The organism is Pseudomonas yamanorum, from assembly GCF_013386765.1.
Classification (GTDB): domain Bacteria; phylum Pseudomonadota; class Gammaproteobacteria; order Pseudomonadales; family Pseudomonadaceae; genus Aquipseudomonas; species Aquipseudomonas yamanorum_A.
Genome location: NZ_JACARE010000015.1, coordinates 87,624 through 105,378, shown reverse-complemented (window position 1 = coordinate 105,378; position 17,755 = coordinate 87,624). Strand labels below are relative to the sequence as shown.

The window sequence follows — 17,755 nt, the reverse complement described above, 5'->3', positions numbered from 1 at the left end:
GTCCTGCATGGAAACCGAATCAATGTGGGAGCTGGCTTGCCTGCGATGGCATCAACTCGGCTTCACTGAAGACCGAGTCGCCTGCATCGCGGGCAAGCCCGGCTCCCACAGAAAAGCCGGCTCCCACATTGATCAATTTCCACATGAGTTCAGTGTCGGATCAGAAATCCTTGCACAGGCGCAGGGCGTCATAGATGGCGGCGTGGGTATTACGCTGGGCCACGCAGTCACCGATGCGGAACAGCAAGTACCCTTCACCCGGCTCGCTCAGGCACGGCTGCGGCTTGATCGCGAACAGGGCTTCAACGTCGATCTGGCCCTTGTTGCGCGAACCCTCCTTGAGCCCGTAGTAGATGGCTTCGTCCGGACGCACGCCGTTTTCGACCACCACCTGGTCCACCACCCGCTCCTCTTTGGCGCCGGTGTATTCGTTCTCCAGCACCGCCACCAGCTTGTCGCCCTCGCGGTAGACCTTTTCCAGCATCATGTCGCCGGTCATGATCACTTCCTTGGGGTACATGCTGCGGTAGTAGGTCGGGAACGACGTACCGCCGATGGCCACGCCCGGCTTGATGTCGTCGGTGACGATCTCGACCTGGCTGCCTTTGTCCGCAAGGAAATCCGCCACCGACATGCCGGTGAACTCGCAGATGGTGTCGTACACCAGCACGTTCTTGCCCGGCGCGACTTTGCCGTCGAGCACGTCCCAGCTACTGACGATCAGCCCTTCGGCCGCGCCCCAGTGTTCGTTCTGCTCCACGTTCGGATGCCCGCCCACCGCCAGCACCACCACGTCCGGACGCAGGTCCAGGATGGTCTCGGCATCAGCGGCCACGCCCAGGCGCAGGTCGACTTTCAAGCGCGCCAGCTCCAGCTGGAACCAGCGCGTGATCCCGGCGATCTGGTCGCGTTGCGGGGCTTTGGAGGCGGTGGTGATTTGCCCGCCGATAAACTCTTTTTTCTCCAACAGGGTCACGTCGTGGCCACGTTCGGCGGCAACGCGCGCGGCTTCCATCCCCGCAGGGCCGGCACCGACCACCACCACCTTGCGTTTCGGCCCGGTGGACTTCTCGATGATATGCGGCACGCCCATGTATTCACGGGAGGTCGCGGCGTTCTGGATGCACAGCACATCCAGGCCCTGGTACTGGCGATCGATGCAATAGTTGGCGCCGACACACTGCTTGATCTGGTCGATCTGGCCCATCTTGATCTTGGCGATCAGGTGCGGGTCGGCGATGTGCGCACGGGTCATGCCGACCATGTCCACATAGCCGCCTTCGAGGATGCGCGTGGCCTGGTTCGGGTCCTTGATGTTCTGCGCGTGCAGCACCGGAACCTTGACCACTTCTTTGATACCGGCCGCCAGGTGCAGGAACGGCTCCGGTGGATAACTCATGTTGGGGATAACGTTGGCCAGGGTGTTATGGGTGTCGCAGCCCGAGCCGACGACGCCGATGAAATCGAGCATGCCGGTGTCGTCGTAGTACTTGGCGATCTGCTTCATGTCCTCGTGGGACAGGCCGTCCGGATGGAACTCGTCGCCGCACAGGCGCATGCCCACGCAGAAGTCGTCACCGACTTCGGCGCGCACCGCTTTCAACACTTCCAGGCCGAACTTCATGCGGCCTTCGAAGGTGCCACCCCACTCGTCGGTCCGCTTGTTGACCCGCGGGCTCCAGAACTGGTCGATCATGTGCTGGTGCACGGCAGACAGTTCCACACCGTCCAGGCCACCCGCCTTGGCGCGCTTGGCGGCGCTGGCGTAGTTGCCGATCACACGCCAGATCTCTTCCGGCTCGATGGTCTTGCAGGTGGCACGGTGCACCGGCTCACGCACGCCGGACGGCGACATCAGGGTCGGCCAGTTAAAGCCATCCCAACGCGAGCGACGGCCCATGTGGGTAATCTGAATCATGATCTTGGCGCCATGCTTGTGCATGGCGTCGGCCAGGTTCTGGAAGTGCGGGATGATGCGGTCGGTGGACAGGTTCACCGAGCTCCACCATTCCTGGGGGCTGTCGATGGCGACCACCGAGGAACCGCCACAGATCGCCAGGCCGATGCCGCCCTTGGCTTTCTCTTCGTAGTACTTCACATAGCGGTCGGTGGTCATCCCGCCGTCGGTGGCATACACCTCGGCGTGGGCGGTACTGAGCACGCGGTTGCGGATGGTCAGTTTGCCGATCTGGATCGGCGCAAACATTGCTTCGAAAGCCATGGCAGGTTCCTCGACTTACAACGGCTTGACGGTGAACAGGCCGTCGTCGTGGCCCTCTTCGGAGCCGCCGTAGACTTGCTGCGCAACGGTGCGGACCTTGCTGCCGCGGGCTTCGAGGATCTGGTCCATCGCGCCGGCAAACCAGCCGGTGAACATGTAGTCGACCTTGCGCCCGACCTTGCCGTACACGTAGACGAATGCCGAGTGTTCGAGCTTGACGCTGGCGGTGCCTTTGTCGAGGTCGATGTCCTGGATCTTGAACAGGCCCCAGCCGCGCTGCGACAGGCGCTTCATGTAGTGCTCGAACACTGCGACGCCTTCCAGGCCGTGGCATTCAGCTTCTTTTTCACACCAGTGCCAGGCGGATTTATAGCCGGCCTTGTAGAGGATTTCGGCGTAGGCGTCGGCTCCCAGGACTTCTTCGATACCCATGTGGTTGTTGACGAAGAAATGGCGCGGCACGTACAGCATCGGCAGGGCGTCGGAGGTCCAGACACCGGTTTCGCTGTCGACTTCGATAGGCAATTGAGGGGCGATCTTGGCCATGGAAACTTAACTCCGGAAAATGCTTGGTAATGCCCCCGACGCGGACGGTCGGGGGAAAAAGTACGGTGGCTTATTCGCCCCAGACGTCCTTCAGGACGTTGACCCAGTTCTCGCCCATGATCTTGCGCACCACACGCTCAGGATGGCCGCGCTTGAGCAGGGTCTCGGTGAGGTTGGGGAACTCGCCCACGGTGCGGATGCCCAGCGGGTTGATGATCTTGCCGAAGCTGGTCAGGCGGCGGGCGTAGCCCTTGTCGTGGGTCAGCATTTCGAAGAAATCCTGGCCATGGCCCTGGGTGAAGTCGGTGCCGATGCCGATGGCGTCTTCGCCCACGATGTTCATGGTGTATTCGATGGCTTCGGCGTAGTCGTCGATGGTCGAATCGATGCCCTTGGCGAGGAACGGCGCGAACATGGTCACGCCCACAAAGCCGCCGTGGTCGGCGATGAACTTCAGCTCTTCATCGGACTTGTTGCGCGGGTGCTCTTTGAGGCCCGACGGCAGGCAGTGCGAGTAGCACACCGGCTTTTTCGATTCGAGGATGACTTCCTCAGAGGTTTTGGAGCCGACGTGGGACAGGTCGCACATGATGCCGACGCGGTTCATCTCGGCGACGATCTCGCGACCGAAACCCGACAGGCCGCCGTCGCGCTCGTAGCAGCCGGTGCCCACCAGGTTCTGGGTGTTGTAGCACATCTGCACCACGCCCACCCCGAGCTGCTTGAAGATCTCGACGTAGCCGAGCTGGTCTTCAAACGCGTGGGCGTTCTGGAAGCCGAAGATGATGCCGGTCTTGCCCTGTTCCTTGGCGCGACGGATATCGGCGGTGGTTTTCACCGGGATCACCAGGTCGCTGTTCTCGCGGATCAGGGTCTGGCTGGCCACGATGTTGTTAATGGTGGCCTGGAACCCTTCCCATACCGACACAGTGCAGTTGGCGGCAGTGAGGCCACCCTTGCGCATGTCTTCGAACAGGTCGCGGTTCCACTTGGCAATGATCAGCCCGTCGATAACGATGCTGTCGGCGTGCAATTCGGCTGGGCTCATCAGGCGTCCCCTTATTGGCGATTCATGCGCCGAATCGTCTGCCGGCGCTTTGGGGCCAGCATATGCCCCGGGGCAGAAGGAGCCGGGTGCAAAAACGACAAGGGAATTGCCGAAAGCGTCAATCCGCGACAAAGGCCAACATGACATCTCTGACGGGTGTCTGTTCTTTGTCTTACGCTTGAGCCAGAATTTGCTGATCAACTGATATGAGACGGCGCAATGAAATCGATTTTCCTGGCTTTGGCACTCATCGCAACCGGCGTACACGCGGCGGAAGACACTGACAACACGCCCTGCGATGGCATCGAGAACGACAAACAAACCCTGGAATGCGCCACCTACAACAAAACCACCGCCGAGCAACTGCTCAAGGATAACTACCAGGGGCTGCTGGAACGCATGGGTTCGACCTATGGCAGCAACAAGACGCAGCTGGCAGACATTACCGCTCGTCTGAAGGATGCCCAGCAGAAGTGGGAAAAGTTACGGGATGCGGATTGCGCCGTGGACACCTTCCCGGCGGTGGCGGGCAGCAAGGAGTACGCGATCCAGCAGAATGATTGTTTGGCGCGGATGAGTGATGAGCGGTCGGAGTTTTTGGAGTCGATTGGGCAGGAATAAGCGTTAGAAGTCTTTCCACACCGAGTTAAGCGTCAGCAGCACACTTTCCCGCTGGTCCTTATCGACCTCGAAGTCGGCACAGTGCTGATTCCATTGCGATAACGCGTCCAGGGTCTGCTCGATGTAAAGCTCAGGCTCCAGAAAGCTGAATGGCTTGCAGACTTCGGTGATCACCTTGCGTGTCGGGTAGCCGGCGCCTGCAAACGCCGTGGTGTGCTCATTGCCGCGACCACTGGTGCTGGAAAATGTCAGGTCATACGCTGGCGCCATCTGCCAGCCACTGGTTGCGCCAAAGAACGAGAAGTTTTTAGCGTGATCGTCCCGGTTGTGGGCAAGCGCGTTGAACACCATCAGCCGCGCCATTTTCTGTACCTGGCTGGCATCCTTGGTAACCGCGAACGTGAGGCGCAAAAGGTCGCCATAATCCAGGCTGGGCATGCGGAAGTCTGCGTACAGAATCGCAGCGGCTGTCAGCATATGCCGCCGGGTGGCGCCGTCACGGTCAAAACGGCGAGTGGCAAAGAAGCGCTCAATGCCTGTCGGTGTCCGGACCTCTAACAAGTCCGAAGCGGAAATTTCGACGCCGGCACTACGAGCCGTGATTGCGTATACCTGCTCGATCGCTCCGCTGTCGCGATGCTCGTCCTGGCTGCGGAATTTGATCAACCAGTGTTCGTATCCATCCGGCATCTCACCAAATGAAGAAATGGCCCGGGACTTGTCAGGCGACAGCCCGATGACCGCCTTGGGACGGGCACCGCCGGGGGAACCACCGGCGAAACGCAACGATTCAATCACTTCGCAGGTTTCACCCGACAGAACGTCTTGGGAAGCCTGGTAGAGAGAGGCCAGATCCAGGGCCGCCTGATCGGGATCCTTCTCGAACATAGGCACGTATTCCAATGCTCCCATGCCCCGGTCGCCCATGTAGGCCAATCGGTCCAAAGGTCCCAATGCATGCCGCTCAATCGCCATTGAGCGGCGAAAGAAACGATCCATCAGCAGCAACCCCCAACCATCGGGCAGGGAGTCGCTGAAGGCGCCATGCAGCCCATTGAACAGCGTGGTGTCCGCAGCCAGCTGGGGCCTCGATGAAAACTCCATGTGCAGGGGCGCCAGGTTGAAACCCTTCAACAGCCAGCTCGGGTCAAAGGAGAAATACAGGCCTTTACGGGGGATATCGACCAACTCACCCACCCGGGAACCTTGCAACATGACGTGGAGCGCGGTGACCGGTTTCATTGACGACCTCGAAGCCTGGTGTGATTTTTCAGTTCTTGAAGGCTGACCGGTGCTGGCGCGCTGAACAGTTGCGCCATTTGCTCGCCGACGCCCAGGCTCATCGCGATCAATAACAGCGCGTCCAGGGAAACCTTACCGGTTGTCTCGAAACGCTTGATCGTGGACTCGGGCACCCCGGATTTGGTCGCCAGCGCACGTCGAGAAAGGTTTTTACTCAACCGAAGCGCTTTGGCGTTACCGGCGATCTGCAGGGCGATTTCACCAGGGGCGTAAAGGATATGAGTAAGGGCCATGGTTCGACTTCCGGTGGAGTGTGAGCAAGTGTAGCAGCGATAAAAATAACAAAACCATAATGGATAACAGGCTATCTGTAATCAAAAAATATTGAGCATAAAGGACAATATTTCATCCTTTATATATCATAATTTTTCTGAGCCTTTACCTTCCGGCCCGGCCCCGAGCAGCTTTGTTGACTTGCCAGTCAATCACATTGCCCGCCATGATCAGCGCCCATTTCTACCAATGCCGCCCCATGAACCCACGCATCTACCTCCTCGCCCTCGCCGCTTTCGCCGCCGGTATCGATGAAAATCTGGTGGGGGGGATTCTGCCGCTGTTATCCCGGGAGCTGGGCGTCACCCTGAGCGCTGCCGGGCAGCTGACGGCGGTGTTTTCCCTGACCTTTGCCCTGTGCGCCGCGCCCCTGCTGTCGCTGACCTCGCGTATTGAACGGCGCACCTTGCTGATTGCCGCATTGCTGACGTTTGCGGTGGGCAACCTGGGCTCAGGGCTGGCGGTGAATTACTGGATGCTGCTGGTCTGTCGCATCATCAGCGCGGCCAGTTGTGCGTTGGTGGTGGTGCTGGCCTCAACCCTCTCGGCGTCGCTGGTGGATGCGCGCTTGCGTGGCCGGGCGATCGGTATTGTGTTCATGGGCATCAGCGGTTCGCTGGTGCTGGGGATTCCGCTGGGTATTGCCGTAAGTGAGTCGCTGAGCTGGCGTGCGCCGTTCCTGCTGCTGGCACTGCTGGCGGTGGTGATTGCCGCACTGTTGCGCCTCAGCCTGCCGACGTTTGCCAGCCGCCCGCCCACCTCTTTGCGTGATTACTGTCGCCAATTGGCGGTTCCCAAGCTGTTGTTGGCGCAACTGGTGTCGGTGATGTTGTTGACCGGGCATTTTGTGCTGTTCGCGTACCTCGCGCCCTACGTGCAACAGACCATGGGCATCCATGGCGTGTCCTTGAGCTATCTCTATGTATTCTTCGGCATCGCAGCCATCTGCGGTGGTTATTGCGGCGGCTGGCTGTCGGACCGGCTCGGGTTCAAGCGCGCGCTGGTACTGATCCCGGCGCTGTTCACCCTGGTCATGGCGTTGCTGCCATGGGCCACCGGGTCGCTGACGAGCTTCCTGGCGCTGTACGCGTTGTGGATGGCGTTGAGCTGGACCATCTCGCCGGTGGTGCAGAACTACTTGCTGCACACCGCGCCAGGGTTCGGCGAGGCCAATGTGGGGATCAATACCTCGGCGATGCACCTGGGCGTGGCCTTGGGCGCGGCACTGGGCGGTGTGGTAATCGCCAACGGCAGCCTGGAAATCACGCCGCTGGTGGGTGCTCTGGTGACGGCATCAGCCCTGGCGGCAGCGTGCCTGAGCCTGATGGCCGGAGCGCGCCAACCGCGTCGAGCCTGATACCATTCGCGCCTTCTCCACTTTTCCAAGGCGACTCCATGACTATCTGCGGCATCGAAATCAAAGGCAGTGAAGCCATCATCGCCGTCGCCTCGCTGGACGGCCAGGCACTGAGCCACGTTGCCCTGGCCACCAAGAAAATCGCCCTTGAAGACGACGATGAGGCGCCCAACGTCAAGGCCTTCGCCGCTCAGGTGAGTGCGTTTGTGCGGGAAAATTCGATCACTCGGATCGCCATCAAGAAGCGCAGCAAGAAAGGCGAATTCGCCGGTGGGCCGACCACGTTCAAGATTGAAGGGGTGTTTCAGTTGCTGGAGGGTGTGGAGGTGACGCTGTTGTCGCCGCAGACCATCAATGCGCAGAACAAGAAGCACGACTTTGGTCTGCCTGCGACGTTGAACAAGTATCAGCATGAGGCGTTTAAAGCGGCATGCTCGGCACTGGTGAAGAAATAAGCCACACCGCAAATCCACTGTGGGAGCTGGCTTGCCTGCGATAGCGGTGTATCAGCCAGTACATCTGGCACTGAAACACCGCTATCGCAGGCAAGCCAGCTCCCACATTTGATCTTTGTTGTTCTCAAGAGCGGTGCTTACACCGCCTCCCGGCGCCGATCCTCCCTTGGGCACCTGGAAAACCTTGCCCGGTAACTGCGGGTGAAATACGACGGCGATTCAAACCCGCACGCAATGCTCACCTCCAGCACGCTCAGGTCGCTCTGGCGCAACAACTGCCGGGCCTTTTCCAGGCGCAACCCCAGGTAGAAATTGCTCGGTGTGTCGTTCAGGTGCAGCCGAAACAAGCGCTCCAACTGCCGCCGCGTCACCTTGATCGTCTCCGCCAGCGCCAGTGTGCTCAGCGGCGGTTCGGTGTGCTGTTCCATCTCGCCGATCACCTGCACCAACTTCTTGTTGTTGATGCCGTAGCGCGTGGCGATCTGCATGCGTTGGTGGTCTTTGCGCGGGCGGATGCGGCCGAGCACAAACTGTTCGGACACCTGGATCGCCAACTCCGCCCCGTGGGCCTGGCTGATCAGGTCGAGCATCAGGTCGATGGAAGCCGTGCCGCCCGCCGAGGTGATGCGCCGACGGTCGATTTCGAACAGCTCCTGGGTCACCGTCAGCTGTGGATAAGATTCCTTGAAGGCGTCGATGGCTTCCCAGTGCAGAGTCAGGCGGTAGCCGTCGAGCAGGCCGGCTTCAGCGAGGACACAGGCGCCGGTATCGATGGCGCCGAGGGTCACGCCGTCGTGGTCGAGGCGGCGCAGCCAGTGTTCCAGTGCGGGCGTGGCGAACTTCAGCGGTTCGAAGCCGGCCACCACCAATAACGTGGCGCCTTTCTTCAACGGTTCCAGCGCGGCGTCGGCGTTGACCGACATGCCATTGCTCGCCAGCACCGCGCCGCCGTCGGCGCTCAACACATGCCAGCGGTACAACTCACCACGAAAGCGGTTGGCAACCCGCAGCGGTTCGATCGCCGAGATAAAGCCGATGGCGGAGAAACCCGGCATCAGCAGAAAGTAGAAATCCTGGGACATGGAGCGCTCTCGTAGGACGGGCAGCGTGTCACTGTGATACGCCAGTTCAATCGGTCATTCAAGGGGGCAGGTCGCTGCAGTGCAAGAGTGGGTCGCCGCCGTGCGTTTTATCGGGCTCCAAGCTGCGTAACTTGGCTGCACGGCGCACAAAGACGCCGGAACCCACAATAACAACCTGCCGAGGGATCCACCATGAACCGACTGATCAGCCGCTGCGTGCTCGCACTCAGCGCCAGCGCCATTTTGAGCACCAACGTCATGGCAGCCGATGCGGCTTCTTGCCAGAACGTGCGCATGGGCGTGGTGAACTGGACCGACGTAATCGCCACCAGCGCCATGACCCAGGTATTGCTCGACGGCCTCGGCTACAAGACCAAACAGACCAGCGCGTCCCAGCAAATCATCTTTGCCGGGATCCGCGACCAGCGCCTGGATATGTTCCTGGGCTACTGGAACCCGCTGATGACCCAGACCATCACCCCGTTTGTCGACGCCAAGCAGGTCAAGGTGCTCGACAAGCCGTCCCTGGAAGACGCCCGCGCGACCCTGGCGGTGCCGACTTACCTGGCGGACAAGGGCCTGAAAACCTTCGCCGACATCGCCAAGTTCGAGAAGGAACTGGGCGGCAAGATCTACGGGATTGAACCAGGCTCGGGCGCCAACACCCAGATCAAGGCGATGATCGCCAAGAATCAGTTCGGCCTCGGCAAGTTCCAATTGGTGGAGTCCAGCGAGGCCGGCATGCTCGCCGCTGTCGACCGCGCTGTGCGCCGCAAGGAAGCCGTGGTGTTCTTCGGCTGGGCGCCGCACCCGATGAACGTCAACGTGGCCATGACTTACCTCACCGGCAGCGATGATGCCCTGGGCCCGAACGAAGGCATGGCCACCGTATGGTCGGTCACTTCGCCGACCTACGCCGAGCAGTGCCCCAACGTGCACAAGTTGCTGAGCAACCTGACCTTCACCGCCGCCGACGAGAGCCGAATGATGCAGCCGCTGCTGGATCACAAGGACGCTTTCGAGTCGGCCAAGCAATGGCTCAAGGACCACCCGCAAGACCAGCAACGCTGGCTGGAAGGCGTGACCACCTTCGACGGCAAGCCGGCCGCCGCCAACCTGCAATTGACCAGCAAATAACCGTTTTTTGAATCACCGTTTCGCGGTCACTTTCGACCGCGAACGGCACCACCACGCCTGTAAGGAACCTGCCTCATGAACCACGACGTCATCATCACCTGCGCACTCACCGGTGCTGGCGACACGACCGCCAGAAGCCCACACGTGCCGGTCACTCCCAAACAAATCGCTGCCGCTGCGGTGGAAGCCGCCGAGGCCGGTGCCACCGTGGTGCATTGCCACGTGCGTGACCCCGAAACTGGCAAGTTCAGCCGCGACGTGGCGCTGTACCGTGAAGTGATGGAGCGCATCCGTGAGGCGGACGTCGACATCATCGTCAACCTCACCGCCGGCATGGGTGGCGACCTGGAAATCGGGGGCGGCGAGAACCCCATGGAGTTCGGCCCCAACACCGACCTCGTCGGCCCGCTGACCCGCCTGGCCCACGTGGAAGAGCTGCTGCCGGAAATCTGCACCCTCGATTGCGGCACCCTGAACTTCGGCGACGGCGACACCATTTACGTCTCCACCCCGGCCCAACTGCGGGCGGGCGCCAAGCGAATCCAGGAGCTGGGCGTCAAGGCCGAGCTGGAAATTTTCGACACCGGTCACCTGTGGTTCGCCAAGCAGATGATCAAGGAAGGCTTGCTCGACAACCCGCTGTTCCAGCTGTGCCTGGGCATCCCGTGGGGCGCGCCGGCCGACACCACCACCATGAAAGCCATGGTCGACAACCTGCCGGCAGACGCGGTATGGGCCGGCTTCGGGATTGGTCGCATGCAGATGCCGATGGCGGCGCAAGCGGTGCTGCTGGGCGGCAACGTACGGGTCGGCCTGGAAGACAACCTGTGGCTGGACAAGGGCGTACTGGCCACCAACGGCCAACTGGTGGAACGCGCCAGCGAGATCCTCAGCCGCCTTGGTGCACGGGTCATGACCCCGGCCGAAGGCCGCGTGAAGATGGGCTTGACCAAACGCGGCTGACTGTCCCGAACACCACCGAACCCTGTGGGAGCGGGCTTGCCCGCGATCGCGGTACACCTGCTCCGAATACAGCTGCTGACACACCGCTATCGCAGGCAAGCCAGCTCCCACATTGATCACCGAACTCTTTAGGAATTTGCCATGAGCTTTATCACCGAAATCAAAACCTTTGCCGCCCTCGGCAGTGGCGTTATCGGGAGCGGCTGGGTGTCCCGCGCCCTCGCCCACGGGCTGGATGTGGTCGCCTGGGACCCGGCCCCCGGTGCCGAAGCGGCCCTGCGCAAACGTGTCGCCAACGCCTGGGGCGCTCTGGAAAAACAGGGCCTGGCACCCGGCGCCTCCCAAGACCGCCTGCGCTTTGTCGCCACCATTGAAGAGTGCGTGAAAGACGCCGACTTCATTCAGGAAAGCGCCCCGGAACGCCTTGAGTTGAAGCTGGAACTGCACAGCAAGATCAGCGCCGCGGCCAAGCCAAACGCATTGATCGGTTCGAGCACCTCGGGCCTGTTGCCGAGTGAATTTTACGAAAGCTCCACGCACCCGGAACGTTGCGTGGTAGGCCATCCGTTCAACCCGGTTTACCTGTTGCCACTGGTAGAAGTGGTGGGCGGAAAAAACACTGCGCCAGAAGCCATTCAGGCAGCGATCAAGGTGTATGAATCCCTCGGCATGCGCCCATTGCATGTGCGTAAGGAAGTGCCCGGGTTTATCGCTGACCGACTGCTGGAAGCCTTGTGGCGCGAGGCGTTGCACCTGGTCAACGATGGTGTGGCAACCACCGGCGAAATTGACGACGCGATTCGGTTTGGCGCTGGTTTGCGCTGGTCGTTCATGGGCACGTTCCTGACCTATACGCTGGCGGGCGGTGATGCAGGGATGCGGCACTTCATGGCGCAGTTCGGCCCGGCGTTGCAGTTGCCGTGGACCTACTTGCCGGCCCCGGAACTGACCGACAAGTTGATTGACGATGTGGTGGATGGCACCAGCGATCAATTGGGCAAACACAGCATTTCGGCGCTGGAGCGCTATCGTGATGATTGCCTGCTGGCGGTGCTGGAGGCAGTGAAGACCACCAAGGAAAAACACGGTATGACCTTCGCTGAATAACAGCTTTTGATTCTCTGTGGGAGCTGGCTTGCCTGCGATAGCGATGTTGGATTCACTGCCGCCATCGCAGGCAAGCCAGCTCCCACATTTTGACCGAGTACCTACCGGGAACCGAACCATGGCCGCATTGACCACCTACACCACCAAAATCCTCCCCGAGTGGGTCGACTACAACGGCCACCTGCGTGATGCGTTCTACCTGCTGATCTTCAGCTACGCCACCGATGCGCTGATGGACACCCTCGGCCTGGACAGCGAAAACCGCGAAGCCAGCGGCCACTCGCTGTTCACCCTGGAACTGCACCTCAACTACCTGCACGAAGTGAAGCTGGGCGCCGACGTCGAGGTGCACACCCAACTGATCGCCCACGACCGCAAGCGCCTGCACCTCTATCACAGCCTGCATCGGGTGGGCGACGAAAAGGAGCTGGCCGGCAACGAGCAAATGCTGCTCCACGTCGACCTCGCCGGCCCGCATTCCGCGCCGTTCAGCGAGGCGGTGCTGGGCAAGCTCGCGACCATCAGCGCCGAACAGATCGACCTGCCCAGGCCCGCCCTGCTCGGCCGCGTGATTGGACTGCCACCCCAAAAATAAGGAATCGCCATGCAAACCGCCGCCGCTGTTGCCGACTTCCGTACTTACCCGCTGATCAGCGACCTGGCCGCTGTGCAGGTGCACAGTGATCACCTCAGCGTGGAATGGGCCGATGGGCGGGTCAGCCCGTTCCATCACCAGTGGCTGCGGGACAACTGCCCTTGCCCCCTCTGCGTCTACAGCGTGACCCGTGAACAGGTGCTGGAAATCGTCGACGTGGACGAAAACCTCACGGCTCTCGGTGCGCGAATCGAGCAGGGTTTGCTGACGGTGGAATGGAGCGGCGGGCATCGCAGCCAATACGATCCCGGCTGGCTGCGGGCGCATGCCTACGACGATGAATCCCGCGCTGAACGCCGGGCTGCCAAGCCGAAATCCCGGCTCTGGGACCGTACGTTTGAGCTGCCCGTATTCGACTACGCGGCGCTGATGGAAGACCCGAAAGCCCTGCTGCAATGGCTGCTGGCCCTGCGTGACAGCGGCCTTACGCAAGTACGCGGCGTGCCCACCGAACCCGGCTCGCTGGCGCTGATTGCCAAGCGCATTTCATTTATCCGCGAGAGCAACTTCGGCGTGTTGTTCAACGTGCAATCCAAGGCCGATGCCGACAGCAACGCCTACACCGCTTTCAACCTGCCGCTGCACAGTGATTTGCCAACGCGCGAGCTGCAACCGGGGCTGCAATTCCTGCATTGCCTGGTGAACGACGCCGACGGTGGCGAGAGTATTTTTGTCGATGGTTTCGCGATTGCCCGGGCGCTGCGGGATGAAGACCCGGAGGCCTTTCGTGCGCTGTGCGAGATACCCGTGGAGTTTCGCAACAAGGACCGCCACAGCGACTATCGTCGGCTGGCGCCGATCATTGCGCTGGATGCGCTGGGTGAGGTCGCCGAGATTCGCATGGCCAACTTTTTGCGTGGGCCGTTTGAGGCGCCAGTCGCGCAGATGCCGTTGTTGTATCGCGCGTATCGCCGGTTTATTGCGATGACTCGGGAGGAGCGTTTTCGGTTGGTCAAACGCCTGAATCCGGGCGAGCTGTGGTGCTTCGATAATCGCCGCACGCTGCATGCGCGCAATGCGTTTGATCCGGCGTCCGGGGCGCGGCATTTTCAGGGCTGCTATATCGACCGGGATGAGTTGTTGTCCCGGATATTGGTGTTGCAAAGGTAGACCGCCATCGCAGGCAAGCCAGCTCCCACATTTGAAGGTGTTCACAAATCAAACTGTAGGAGCTGGCTTGCCTGCGATGAGGCCAGTTGCAACCCCACAAATCCCAGCCAAAAAAAGCCCCGATCAAGCCGTGACTGGATCGGGGCAGAGTGCTTTGTGTGAGCTGCGCATCCCGAGGGTGACCAAACCTTCAAGCTGCTTGCTGGGTTCCAGTGTGCACACTCCCTTCCCCTTCGAGTTAGCCGAAAACGACCTGTTCATAGGTGTGCCGGACATTCGTGCATTCAGGCCTTGCCGACTCGGTGGCGGCCTACCAGAATCGACCTCAGTCTCCCGCTCCCCTAACAAGGATAAACGTCATGATGCACGCGGATTTGATTGACCAGGATGACCTGCTGGGCCAGCTGCGGTCATTGGGTTTCGAGGTGTCCAGCGGCGCGACCGCCGAGCAGGCTTGTGAATGTGCGGTGCGCGGCTTGAGCGCGGCCCGGGCCAAGGCGCTCAAGGGTATGGTTGAGCAGATGTACACCGGCAGTGCGACGATTTTGCCGGCGGTGAGGCAGGCGATCGACAAGCAGTTGTTGCCGGCCTTGGTGCAGTTCAGGCAGAACTCTGGCGCCTGACACACCTACTTTGTGGCGAGGGAGCTTGCTCCCGCTGGGCTGCGAAGCGGCCCCAAAATCCTGGGAGCGCTACGCACTCCAGCGGGAGCAAGCTCCCTCGCCACAAAAGCCAGGTGGTGTTAGAGCCTGACACTCGCAAACGTCGACTCATTCCTGGCCTGACTCAACGCCGACAACGGCCCGGACAACGGTGACAACACCAGCGCCTGGGGAATCGGCATCATCGCAACCTGCTGCGTGGTATTGGAACCCACGCGCTCATCCCGCGGCGGAATGCCGAAGTATTCGCGGTAGCACTTGGAGAAGTGCGGCGTGGAGACAAACCCGCACACCGACGCCACTTCGATGATCGACATCGGCGTTTGCTTGAGCAACTGCCGTGCACGGATCAGGCGCAGCTTCAGGTAGTAGCGCGACGGCGAACAGTGCAGGTATTTCTGGAACAGCCGCTCCAGCTGACGCCGGGAAACCGCGACGTACACCGCCAGTTCATCGAGGTCGATCGGCTCTTCCAGGTTGGCCTCCATCAGCGCGACGATTTCCTGCAGTTTCGGCTGGTTGGTGCCAAGCATGTGCTTGAGCGGCACACGCTGGTGATCCTGTTCGTTGCGGATGCGCTCGTACACAAACATCTCGGAGATCGCCGCCGACAATTCACGGCCGTGGTCGCGGCTGATCAGGTGCAGCATCATGTCCAGCGGCGCGGTGCCGCCCGAACTGGTGAAGCGGTTGCGGTCGAGGGTGAACAGGCGTGTGCTCATCGCCACGCGCGGGAAGGCTTCCTGCATCGACGCCAGGCATTCCCAGTGCACGCTGCAATCAAAACCGTCCAGCAAGCCGGCGCAGGCCAGGGCCCAGCTGCCGGTGCACACCGCGCCGAGGCGACGGGACTGGCGCGCCTGGCTTTGCAGCCACGACACATGTTCACGGGTCACAGTGCGCTGGATACCCACGCCGCCGCAGACAATCACAGTGTCCAGGGCCGGGGCTTTGTGCATGGAAGCATCGGGGGTGATTTGCAGACCGTCGCTGGCCCACACCTGGTTTCCGTCCACACTCAACGTCGTCCAGCGATACAGCTCGCGGCCGGAGAGTTGGTTGGCCATGCGCAGGGGTTCGACTGCGGAGGCCAGGGAAATCAGCGTGAAATTGTCCAGCAGCAAAAAGCCGATGGATTGAGGCGCACGGTTCTGGGGTTGAGCCCCGGAGTTGAACGACGTCATCGCGGTATCTCCTCACACAAAGCGGGTGATGGCCTCAGGCGAGGCTCTTGTTATTGCGCTCATCCCGGTCAGGAGAGAGGCTTTGGAATTGATAGAGCAAATGCCATGCCTAAAGTTGAATGCACATTCAATAACTCCTGAAAACGACCTCATGACGTGTCTATATAAGCCCGCGCATGGAGTGGGGGATATGACCCGAAAAAGGCAGGAGAGAACGCAGGCTCAAGGTGTGTGAGCAGTTCGGTATCACTTGTGGGAAGGGAGAGAAACGACGTAGGAAAAGTCTGTCACCACACGCACGGGTGACGGGTGGTAACGGCAGGAAATCGTTCGGGAGCTACTTATCTAATTGCGACGCGCTAAAAGGTGGCGCTTTTGGTTCGGGTGTTCACTTTATGCGCAGCGTCGTTCTTTTGTGGTGAGGGAGCTTGCTGTGGCGAGGGAGCTTGCTCCCGCTGGAGTGCGAAGCGCTCCCAAGATTTTGGGGCTGCTACGCAGCCCAGCGGGAGCAAGCTCCCTCGCCACAGCAAGCTCCCTCGCCACATAAAAGCGGGATCAACACTCGACAGCACTCACCGCCAACCCACCCCGCGATGTCTCCTTGTACTTGTCATGCATATCCGCCCCGGTATCGCGCATGGTGCGGATCACTCGGTCCAGGGAGATAAAGTGCTGGCCATCACCCCGCAGCGCCATCTGCGCCGCATTGATCGCCTTCACCGCGGCAATCGCATTGCGCTCGATGCACGGCACCTGCACCAGCCCGCCTACCGGGTCGCAGGTCAGGCCGAGGTTGTGTTCCAGGCCGATCTCCGCCGCGTTGCACAACTGCTCCGGCGTCGCACCAAGGATCTCCGCCAGCCCCGCCGCCGCCATGGCGCACGCCGAGCCGACTTCGCCCTGGCAACCGACTTCGGCACCCGAGATCGACGCGTTCTTTTTACACAGGATGCCCACCGCCGCCGCCCCCAGGAAATAGTCGACGACGTTGGCCTCGGTCACCTCTTCGCTGAACTTCATGAAGTAATGCAGCACCGCCGGGATGATCCCCGCCGCGCCATTGGTCGGCGCCGTGACCATGCGCCCGCCGGCGGCGTTTTCTTCATTCACCGCCAGGGCGAACAGGTTGACCCATTCCATCGCGCTCAAGGTCGAGCCGATCACGTTCGGCTTGCCCAGCTCCTGCAAGCTGCGGTGCAACTTGGCGGCACGGCGCCGCACATTGAGGCCGCCAGGCAGGATGCCTTCGTGCTTGAGGCCCTGCTCCACGCAATCCTGCATGGCGCGCCACAGCTTCATCAGGCCGCTGCGGATCTCTTCCTCCGAGCGCCAGGTTTTTTCATTCGCCAGCATCAGTTCAGCGACCCGCAGGTTGTGGGTCTTGCACAGCTGGAGCAATTCCACCGCACTGGAAAAATCATAGGGCAGCTCGGTGCGGTCCATGTCTGCCACTCCGCTGGCGGCCTGGGCTTCATCCACCACAAATCCACCGCCTACGGAGTAGTAGGTGTCGCGGTGCAGCTCGCCGTTGTCACCGAACACCACCAGGGTCATGGCATTGGGATGGAACGGCAGGTTTTCATCGATCAAACGCATGTCCCGCGCCCAGATGAATGGCACCGGCAAACGTGCGTCCAGCAGCAGTGTGTTGGTCTCGCGCAGGGTCTCGATGCGGATGCCGATCTGCGACGGATCGATCGCATCCGGCCACTCGCCCATCAGGCCCATGATCACGGCGTTGTCGCTGCCGTGACCGATGCCGGTGGCCGACAATGAGCCGTACAGCTGAACTTCAACGCGCGTTACTTGTTCCAACACATCACGTTCACGTAGTCCTTGAACGAACAACGCCGCGGCGCGCATGGGGCCGACGGTGTGAGAACTCGAAGGCCCAATGCCGATCTTGAACAGGTCGAAAACGCTGATAGCCATTGCCGTGAAACTCCGCAGGTGAACGGGCCGGGCTTGAATGAGCTGCTACGCTCAGATCGCCCAGATGGCGGCATCATCAAGCTTTTACTCGCCGTCACGG

General features: G+C 60.9%; 17 protein-coding genes. 9 read left to right on the top strand and 8 right to left on the bottom strand.

All coding sequences use genetic code 11. From position 1 onward, the window contains the following. Positions 1-160 precede the first annotated feature (160 nt). From dgcA to HX875_RS10815, 3 genes are all read right to left on the bottom strand, one after another. Complete coding sequence (dgcA, locus tag HX875_RS10825; protein ID WP_177043182.1) at positions 161-2,221, bottom strand: dimethylglycine demethylation protein DgcA; 2,061 nt, start codon at positions 2,219-2,221, stop codon at positions 161-163. A gap of 15 nt (positions 2,222-2,236) precedes the next feature. Beyond that, the gene (locus HX875_RS10820) at positions 2,237-2,767 is read right to left on the bottom strand and encodes a DUF5943 domain-containing protein (protein WP_177043181.1); all 531 of its coding nucleotides are present in this window, start codon (positions 2,765-2,767) and stop codon (positions 2,237-2,239) included. A gap of 70 nt (positions 2,768-2,837) precedes the next feature. Continuing rightward, positions 2,838-3,815 carry a dipeptidase gene (locus tag HX875_RS10815; RefSeq protein ID WP_005792153.1) on the bottom strand — a complete coding sequence of 326 codons (978 nt, stop codon included), beginning with the start codon at positions 3,813-3,815 and terminating at the stop codon, positions 2,838-2,840. Between the two features lie 219 nt (positions 3,816-4,034). Here HX875_RS10815 and HX875_RS10810 point away from each other — a divergent pair, with 219 nt between their 5' ends. Then, a complete protein-coding gene (locus HX875_RS10810; RefSeq protein ID WP_010167522.1) occupies positions 4,035-4,436 on the top strand; it encodes a lysozyme inhibitor LprI family protein in 402 nt (133 codons plus the stop codon). Between the two features lie 3 nt (positions 4,437-4,439). Here the strand turns inward: HX875_RS10810 and HX875_RS10805 are convergent, their stop codons facing one another. Both HX875_RS10805 and HX875_RS10800 read right to left on the bottom strand, forming a co-directional pair. After that, positions 4,440-5,678, bottom strand: a complete 1,239-nt coding sequence (locus tag HX875_RS10805; RefSeq protein ID WP_177043180.1) for a type II toxin-antitoxin system HipA family toxin — start codon at positions 5,676-5,678, stop codon at positions 4,440-4,442. Beyond that, complete coding sequence (locus tag HX875_RS10800; protein WP_177043179.1) at positions 5,675-5,971, bottom strand: helix-turn-helix domain-containing protein; 297 nt, start codon at positions 5,969-5,971, stop codon at positions 5,675-5,677. Before HX875_RS10800 ends, HX875_RS10805 begins: the two co-directional genes overlap by 4 nt. Before the next feature lie 239 nt (positions 5,972-6,210). On the opposite strand from HX875_RS10800, the gene HX875_RS10795 reads away from it, so the two are divergent. Further along, positions 6,211-7,368, top strand: coding sequence for an MFS transporter (locus HX875_RS10795; RefSeq protein ID WP_177043178.1), 1,158 nt, complete (start codon positions 6,211-6,213; stop codon positions 7,366-7,368). 38 nt (positions 7,369-7,406) lie between these two features. Further along, positions 7,407-7,823 carry a DUF3010 family protein gene (locus tag HX875_RS10790; RefSeq protein ID WP_177043177.1) on the top strand — a complete coding sequence of 139 codons (417 nt, stop codon included), beginning with the start codon at positions 7,407-7,409 and terminating at the stop codon, positions 7,821-7,823. 137 nt (positions 7,824-7,960) lie between these two features. Here the strand turns inward: HX875_RS10790 and HX875_RS10785 are convergent, their stop codons facing one another. Further along, positions 7,961-8,905 (bottom strand): GlxA family transcriptional regulator, encoded by a 945-nt coding sequence (locus tag HX875_RS10785; protein WP_177043176.1) that lies wholly within the window; start codon positions 8,903-8,905, stop codon positions 7,961-7,963. A 192-nt stretch (positions 8,906-9,097) separates the two neighbouring features. Here HX875_RS10785 and HX875_RS10780 point away from each other — a divergent pair, with 192 nt between their 5' ends. From HX875_RS10780 to HX875_RS10755, 6 genes are all read left to right on the top strand, one after another. Beyond that, on the top strand, positions 9,098-10,042 hold the full coding sequence (locus HX875_RS10780) for a choline ABC transporter substrate-binding protein (protein ID WP_076017815.1): 945 nt from the start codon (positions 9,098-9,100) through the stop codon (positions 10,040-10,042). Between the two features lie 75 nt (positions 10,043-10,117). Continuing rightward, on the top strand, positions 10,118-11,005 hold the full coding sequence (locus HX875_RS10775; RefSeq protein WP_177043175.1) for a 3-keto-5-aminohexanoate cleavage protein: 888 nt from the start codon (positions 10,118-10,120) through the stop codon (positions 11,003-11,005). A gap of 141 nt (positions 11,006-11,146) precedes the next feature. Beyond that, entirely contained in the window at positions 11,147-12,112 is a 966-nt protein-coding gene (locus HX875_RS10770; protein WP_177043174.1) for an L-carnitine dehydrogenase, read from the top strand. A gap of 118 nt (positions 12,113-12,230) precedes the next feature. Next, on the top strand, positions 12,231-12,707 hold the full coding sequence (locus tag HX875_RS10765) for a thioesterase family protein (protein ID WP_177043173.1): 477 nt from the start codon (positions 12,231-12,233) through the stop codon (positions 12,705-12,707). Between the two features lie 9 nt (positions 12,708-12,716). After that, complete coding sequence (locus HX875_RS10760; protein WP_177043172.1) at positions 12,717-13,877, top strand: gamma-butyrobetaine dioxygenase; 1,161 nt, start codon at positions 12,717-12,719, stop codon at positions 13,875-13,877. A 359-nt stretch (positions 13,878-14,236) separates the two neighbouring features. Then, positions 14,237-14,500, top strand: coding sequence for a hypothetical protein (locus HX875_RS10755; RefSeq protein ID WP_003216918.1), 264 nt, complete (start codon positions 14,237-14,239; stop codon positions 14,498-14,500). Between the two features lie 119 nt (positions 14,501-14,619). On the opposite strand, the gene HX875_RS10750 is transcribed toward HX875_RS10755, so the two are convergent. Together HX875_RS10750 and HX875_RS10745 are read right to left on the bottom strand one after the other, a co-directional pair. Then, positions 14,620-15,723: a GlxA family transcriptional regulator gene (locus tag HX875_RS10750; protein ID WP_003216915.1), complete on the bottom strand. Its 1,104-nt coding sequence runs from the start codon at positions 15,721-15,723 to the stop codon at positions 14,620-14,622. A gap of 555 nt (positions 15,724-16,278) precedes the next feature. Continuing rightward, positions 16,279-17,655, bottom strand: a complete 1,377-nt coding sequence (locus tag HX875_RS10745) for an L-serine ammonia-lyase (protein WP_177043171.1) — start codon at positions 17,653-17,655, stop codon at positions 16,279-16,281. Positions 17,656-17,755 lie beyond the last annotated feature (100 nt).

What these genes read in the sequence shown, in the direction of transcription:
- dgcA (WP_177043182.1), bottom strand. Translation starts at nt 2,221, where the DNA reads ATGGCTTTCGAAGCAATGTTTGCGCCGATCCAGATCGGCAAACTGACC.
- HX875_RS10820 (WP_177043181.1), bottom strand. Translation starts at nt 2,767, where the DNA reads ATGGCCAAGATCGCCCCTCAATTGCCTATCGAAGTCGACAGCGAAACC.
- HX875_RS10815 (WP_005792153.1), bottom strand. Translation starts at nt 3,815, where the DNA reads ATGAGCCCAGCCGAATTGCACGCCGACAGCATCGTTATCGACGGGCTG.
- HX875_RS10810 (WP_010167522.1), top strand. Translation starts at nt 4,035, where the DNA reads ATGAAATCGATTTTCCTGGCTTTGGCACTCATCGCAACCGGCGTACAC.
- HX875_RS10805 (WP_177043180.1), bottom strand. Translation starts at nt 5,678, where the DNA reads ATGAAACCGGTCACCGCGCTCCACGTCATGTTGCAAGGTTCCCGGGTG.
- HX875_RS10800 (WP_177043179.1), bottom strand. Translation starts at nt 5,971, where the DNA reads ATGGCCCTTACTCATATCCTTTACGCCCCTGGTGAAATCGCCCTGCAG.
- HX875_RS10795 (WP_177043178.1), top strand. Translation starts at nt 6,211, where the DNA reads ATGAACCCACGCATCTACCTCCTCGCCCTCGCCGCTTTCGCCGCCGGT.
- HX875_RS10790 (WP_177043177.1), top strand. Translation starts at nt 7,407, where the DNA reads ATGACTATCTGCGGCATCGAAATCAAAGGCAGTGAAGCCATCATCGCC.
- HX875_RS10785 (WP_177043176.1), bottom strand. Translation starts at nt 8,905, where the DNA reads ATGTCCCAGGATTTCTACTTTCTGCTGATGCCGGGTTTCTCCGCCATC.
- HX875_RS10780 (WP_076017815.1), top strand. Translation starts at nt 9,098, where the DNA reads ATGAACCGACTGATCAGCCGCTGCGTGCTCGCACTCAGCGCCAGCGCC.
- HX875_RS10775 (WP_177043175.1), top strand. Translation starts at nt 10,118, where the DNA reads ATGAACCACGACGTCATCATCACCTGCGCACTCACCGGTGCTGGCGAC.
- HX875_RS10770 (WP_177043174.1), top strand. Translation starts at nt 11,147, where the DNA reads ATGAGCTTTATCACCGAAATCAAAACCTTTGCCGCCCTCGGCAGTGGC.
- HX875_RS10765 (WP_177043173.1), top strand. Translation starts at nt 12,231, where the DNA reads ATGGCCGCATTGACCACCTACACCACCAAAATCCTCCCCGAGTGGGTC.
- HX875_RS10760 (WP_177043172.1), top strand. Translation starts at nt 12,717, where the DNA reads ATGCAAACCGCCGCCGCTGTTGCCGACTTCCGTACTTACCCGCTGATC.
- HX875_RS10755 (WP_003216918.1), top strand. Translation starts at nt 14,237, where the DNA reads ATGATGCACGCGGATTTGATTGACCAGGATGACCTGCTGGGCCAGCTG.
- HX875_RS10750 (WP_003216915.1), bottom strand. Translation starts at nt 15,723, where the DNA reads ATGACGTCGTTCAACTCCGGGGCTCAACCCCAGAACCGTGCGCCTCAA.
- HX875_RS10745 (WP_177043171.1), bottom strand. Translation starts at nt 17,655, where the DNA reads ATGGCTATCAGCGTTTTCGACCTGTTCAAGATCGGCATTGGGCCTTCG.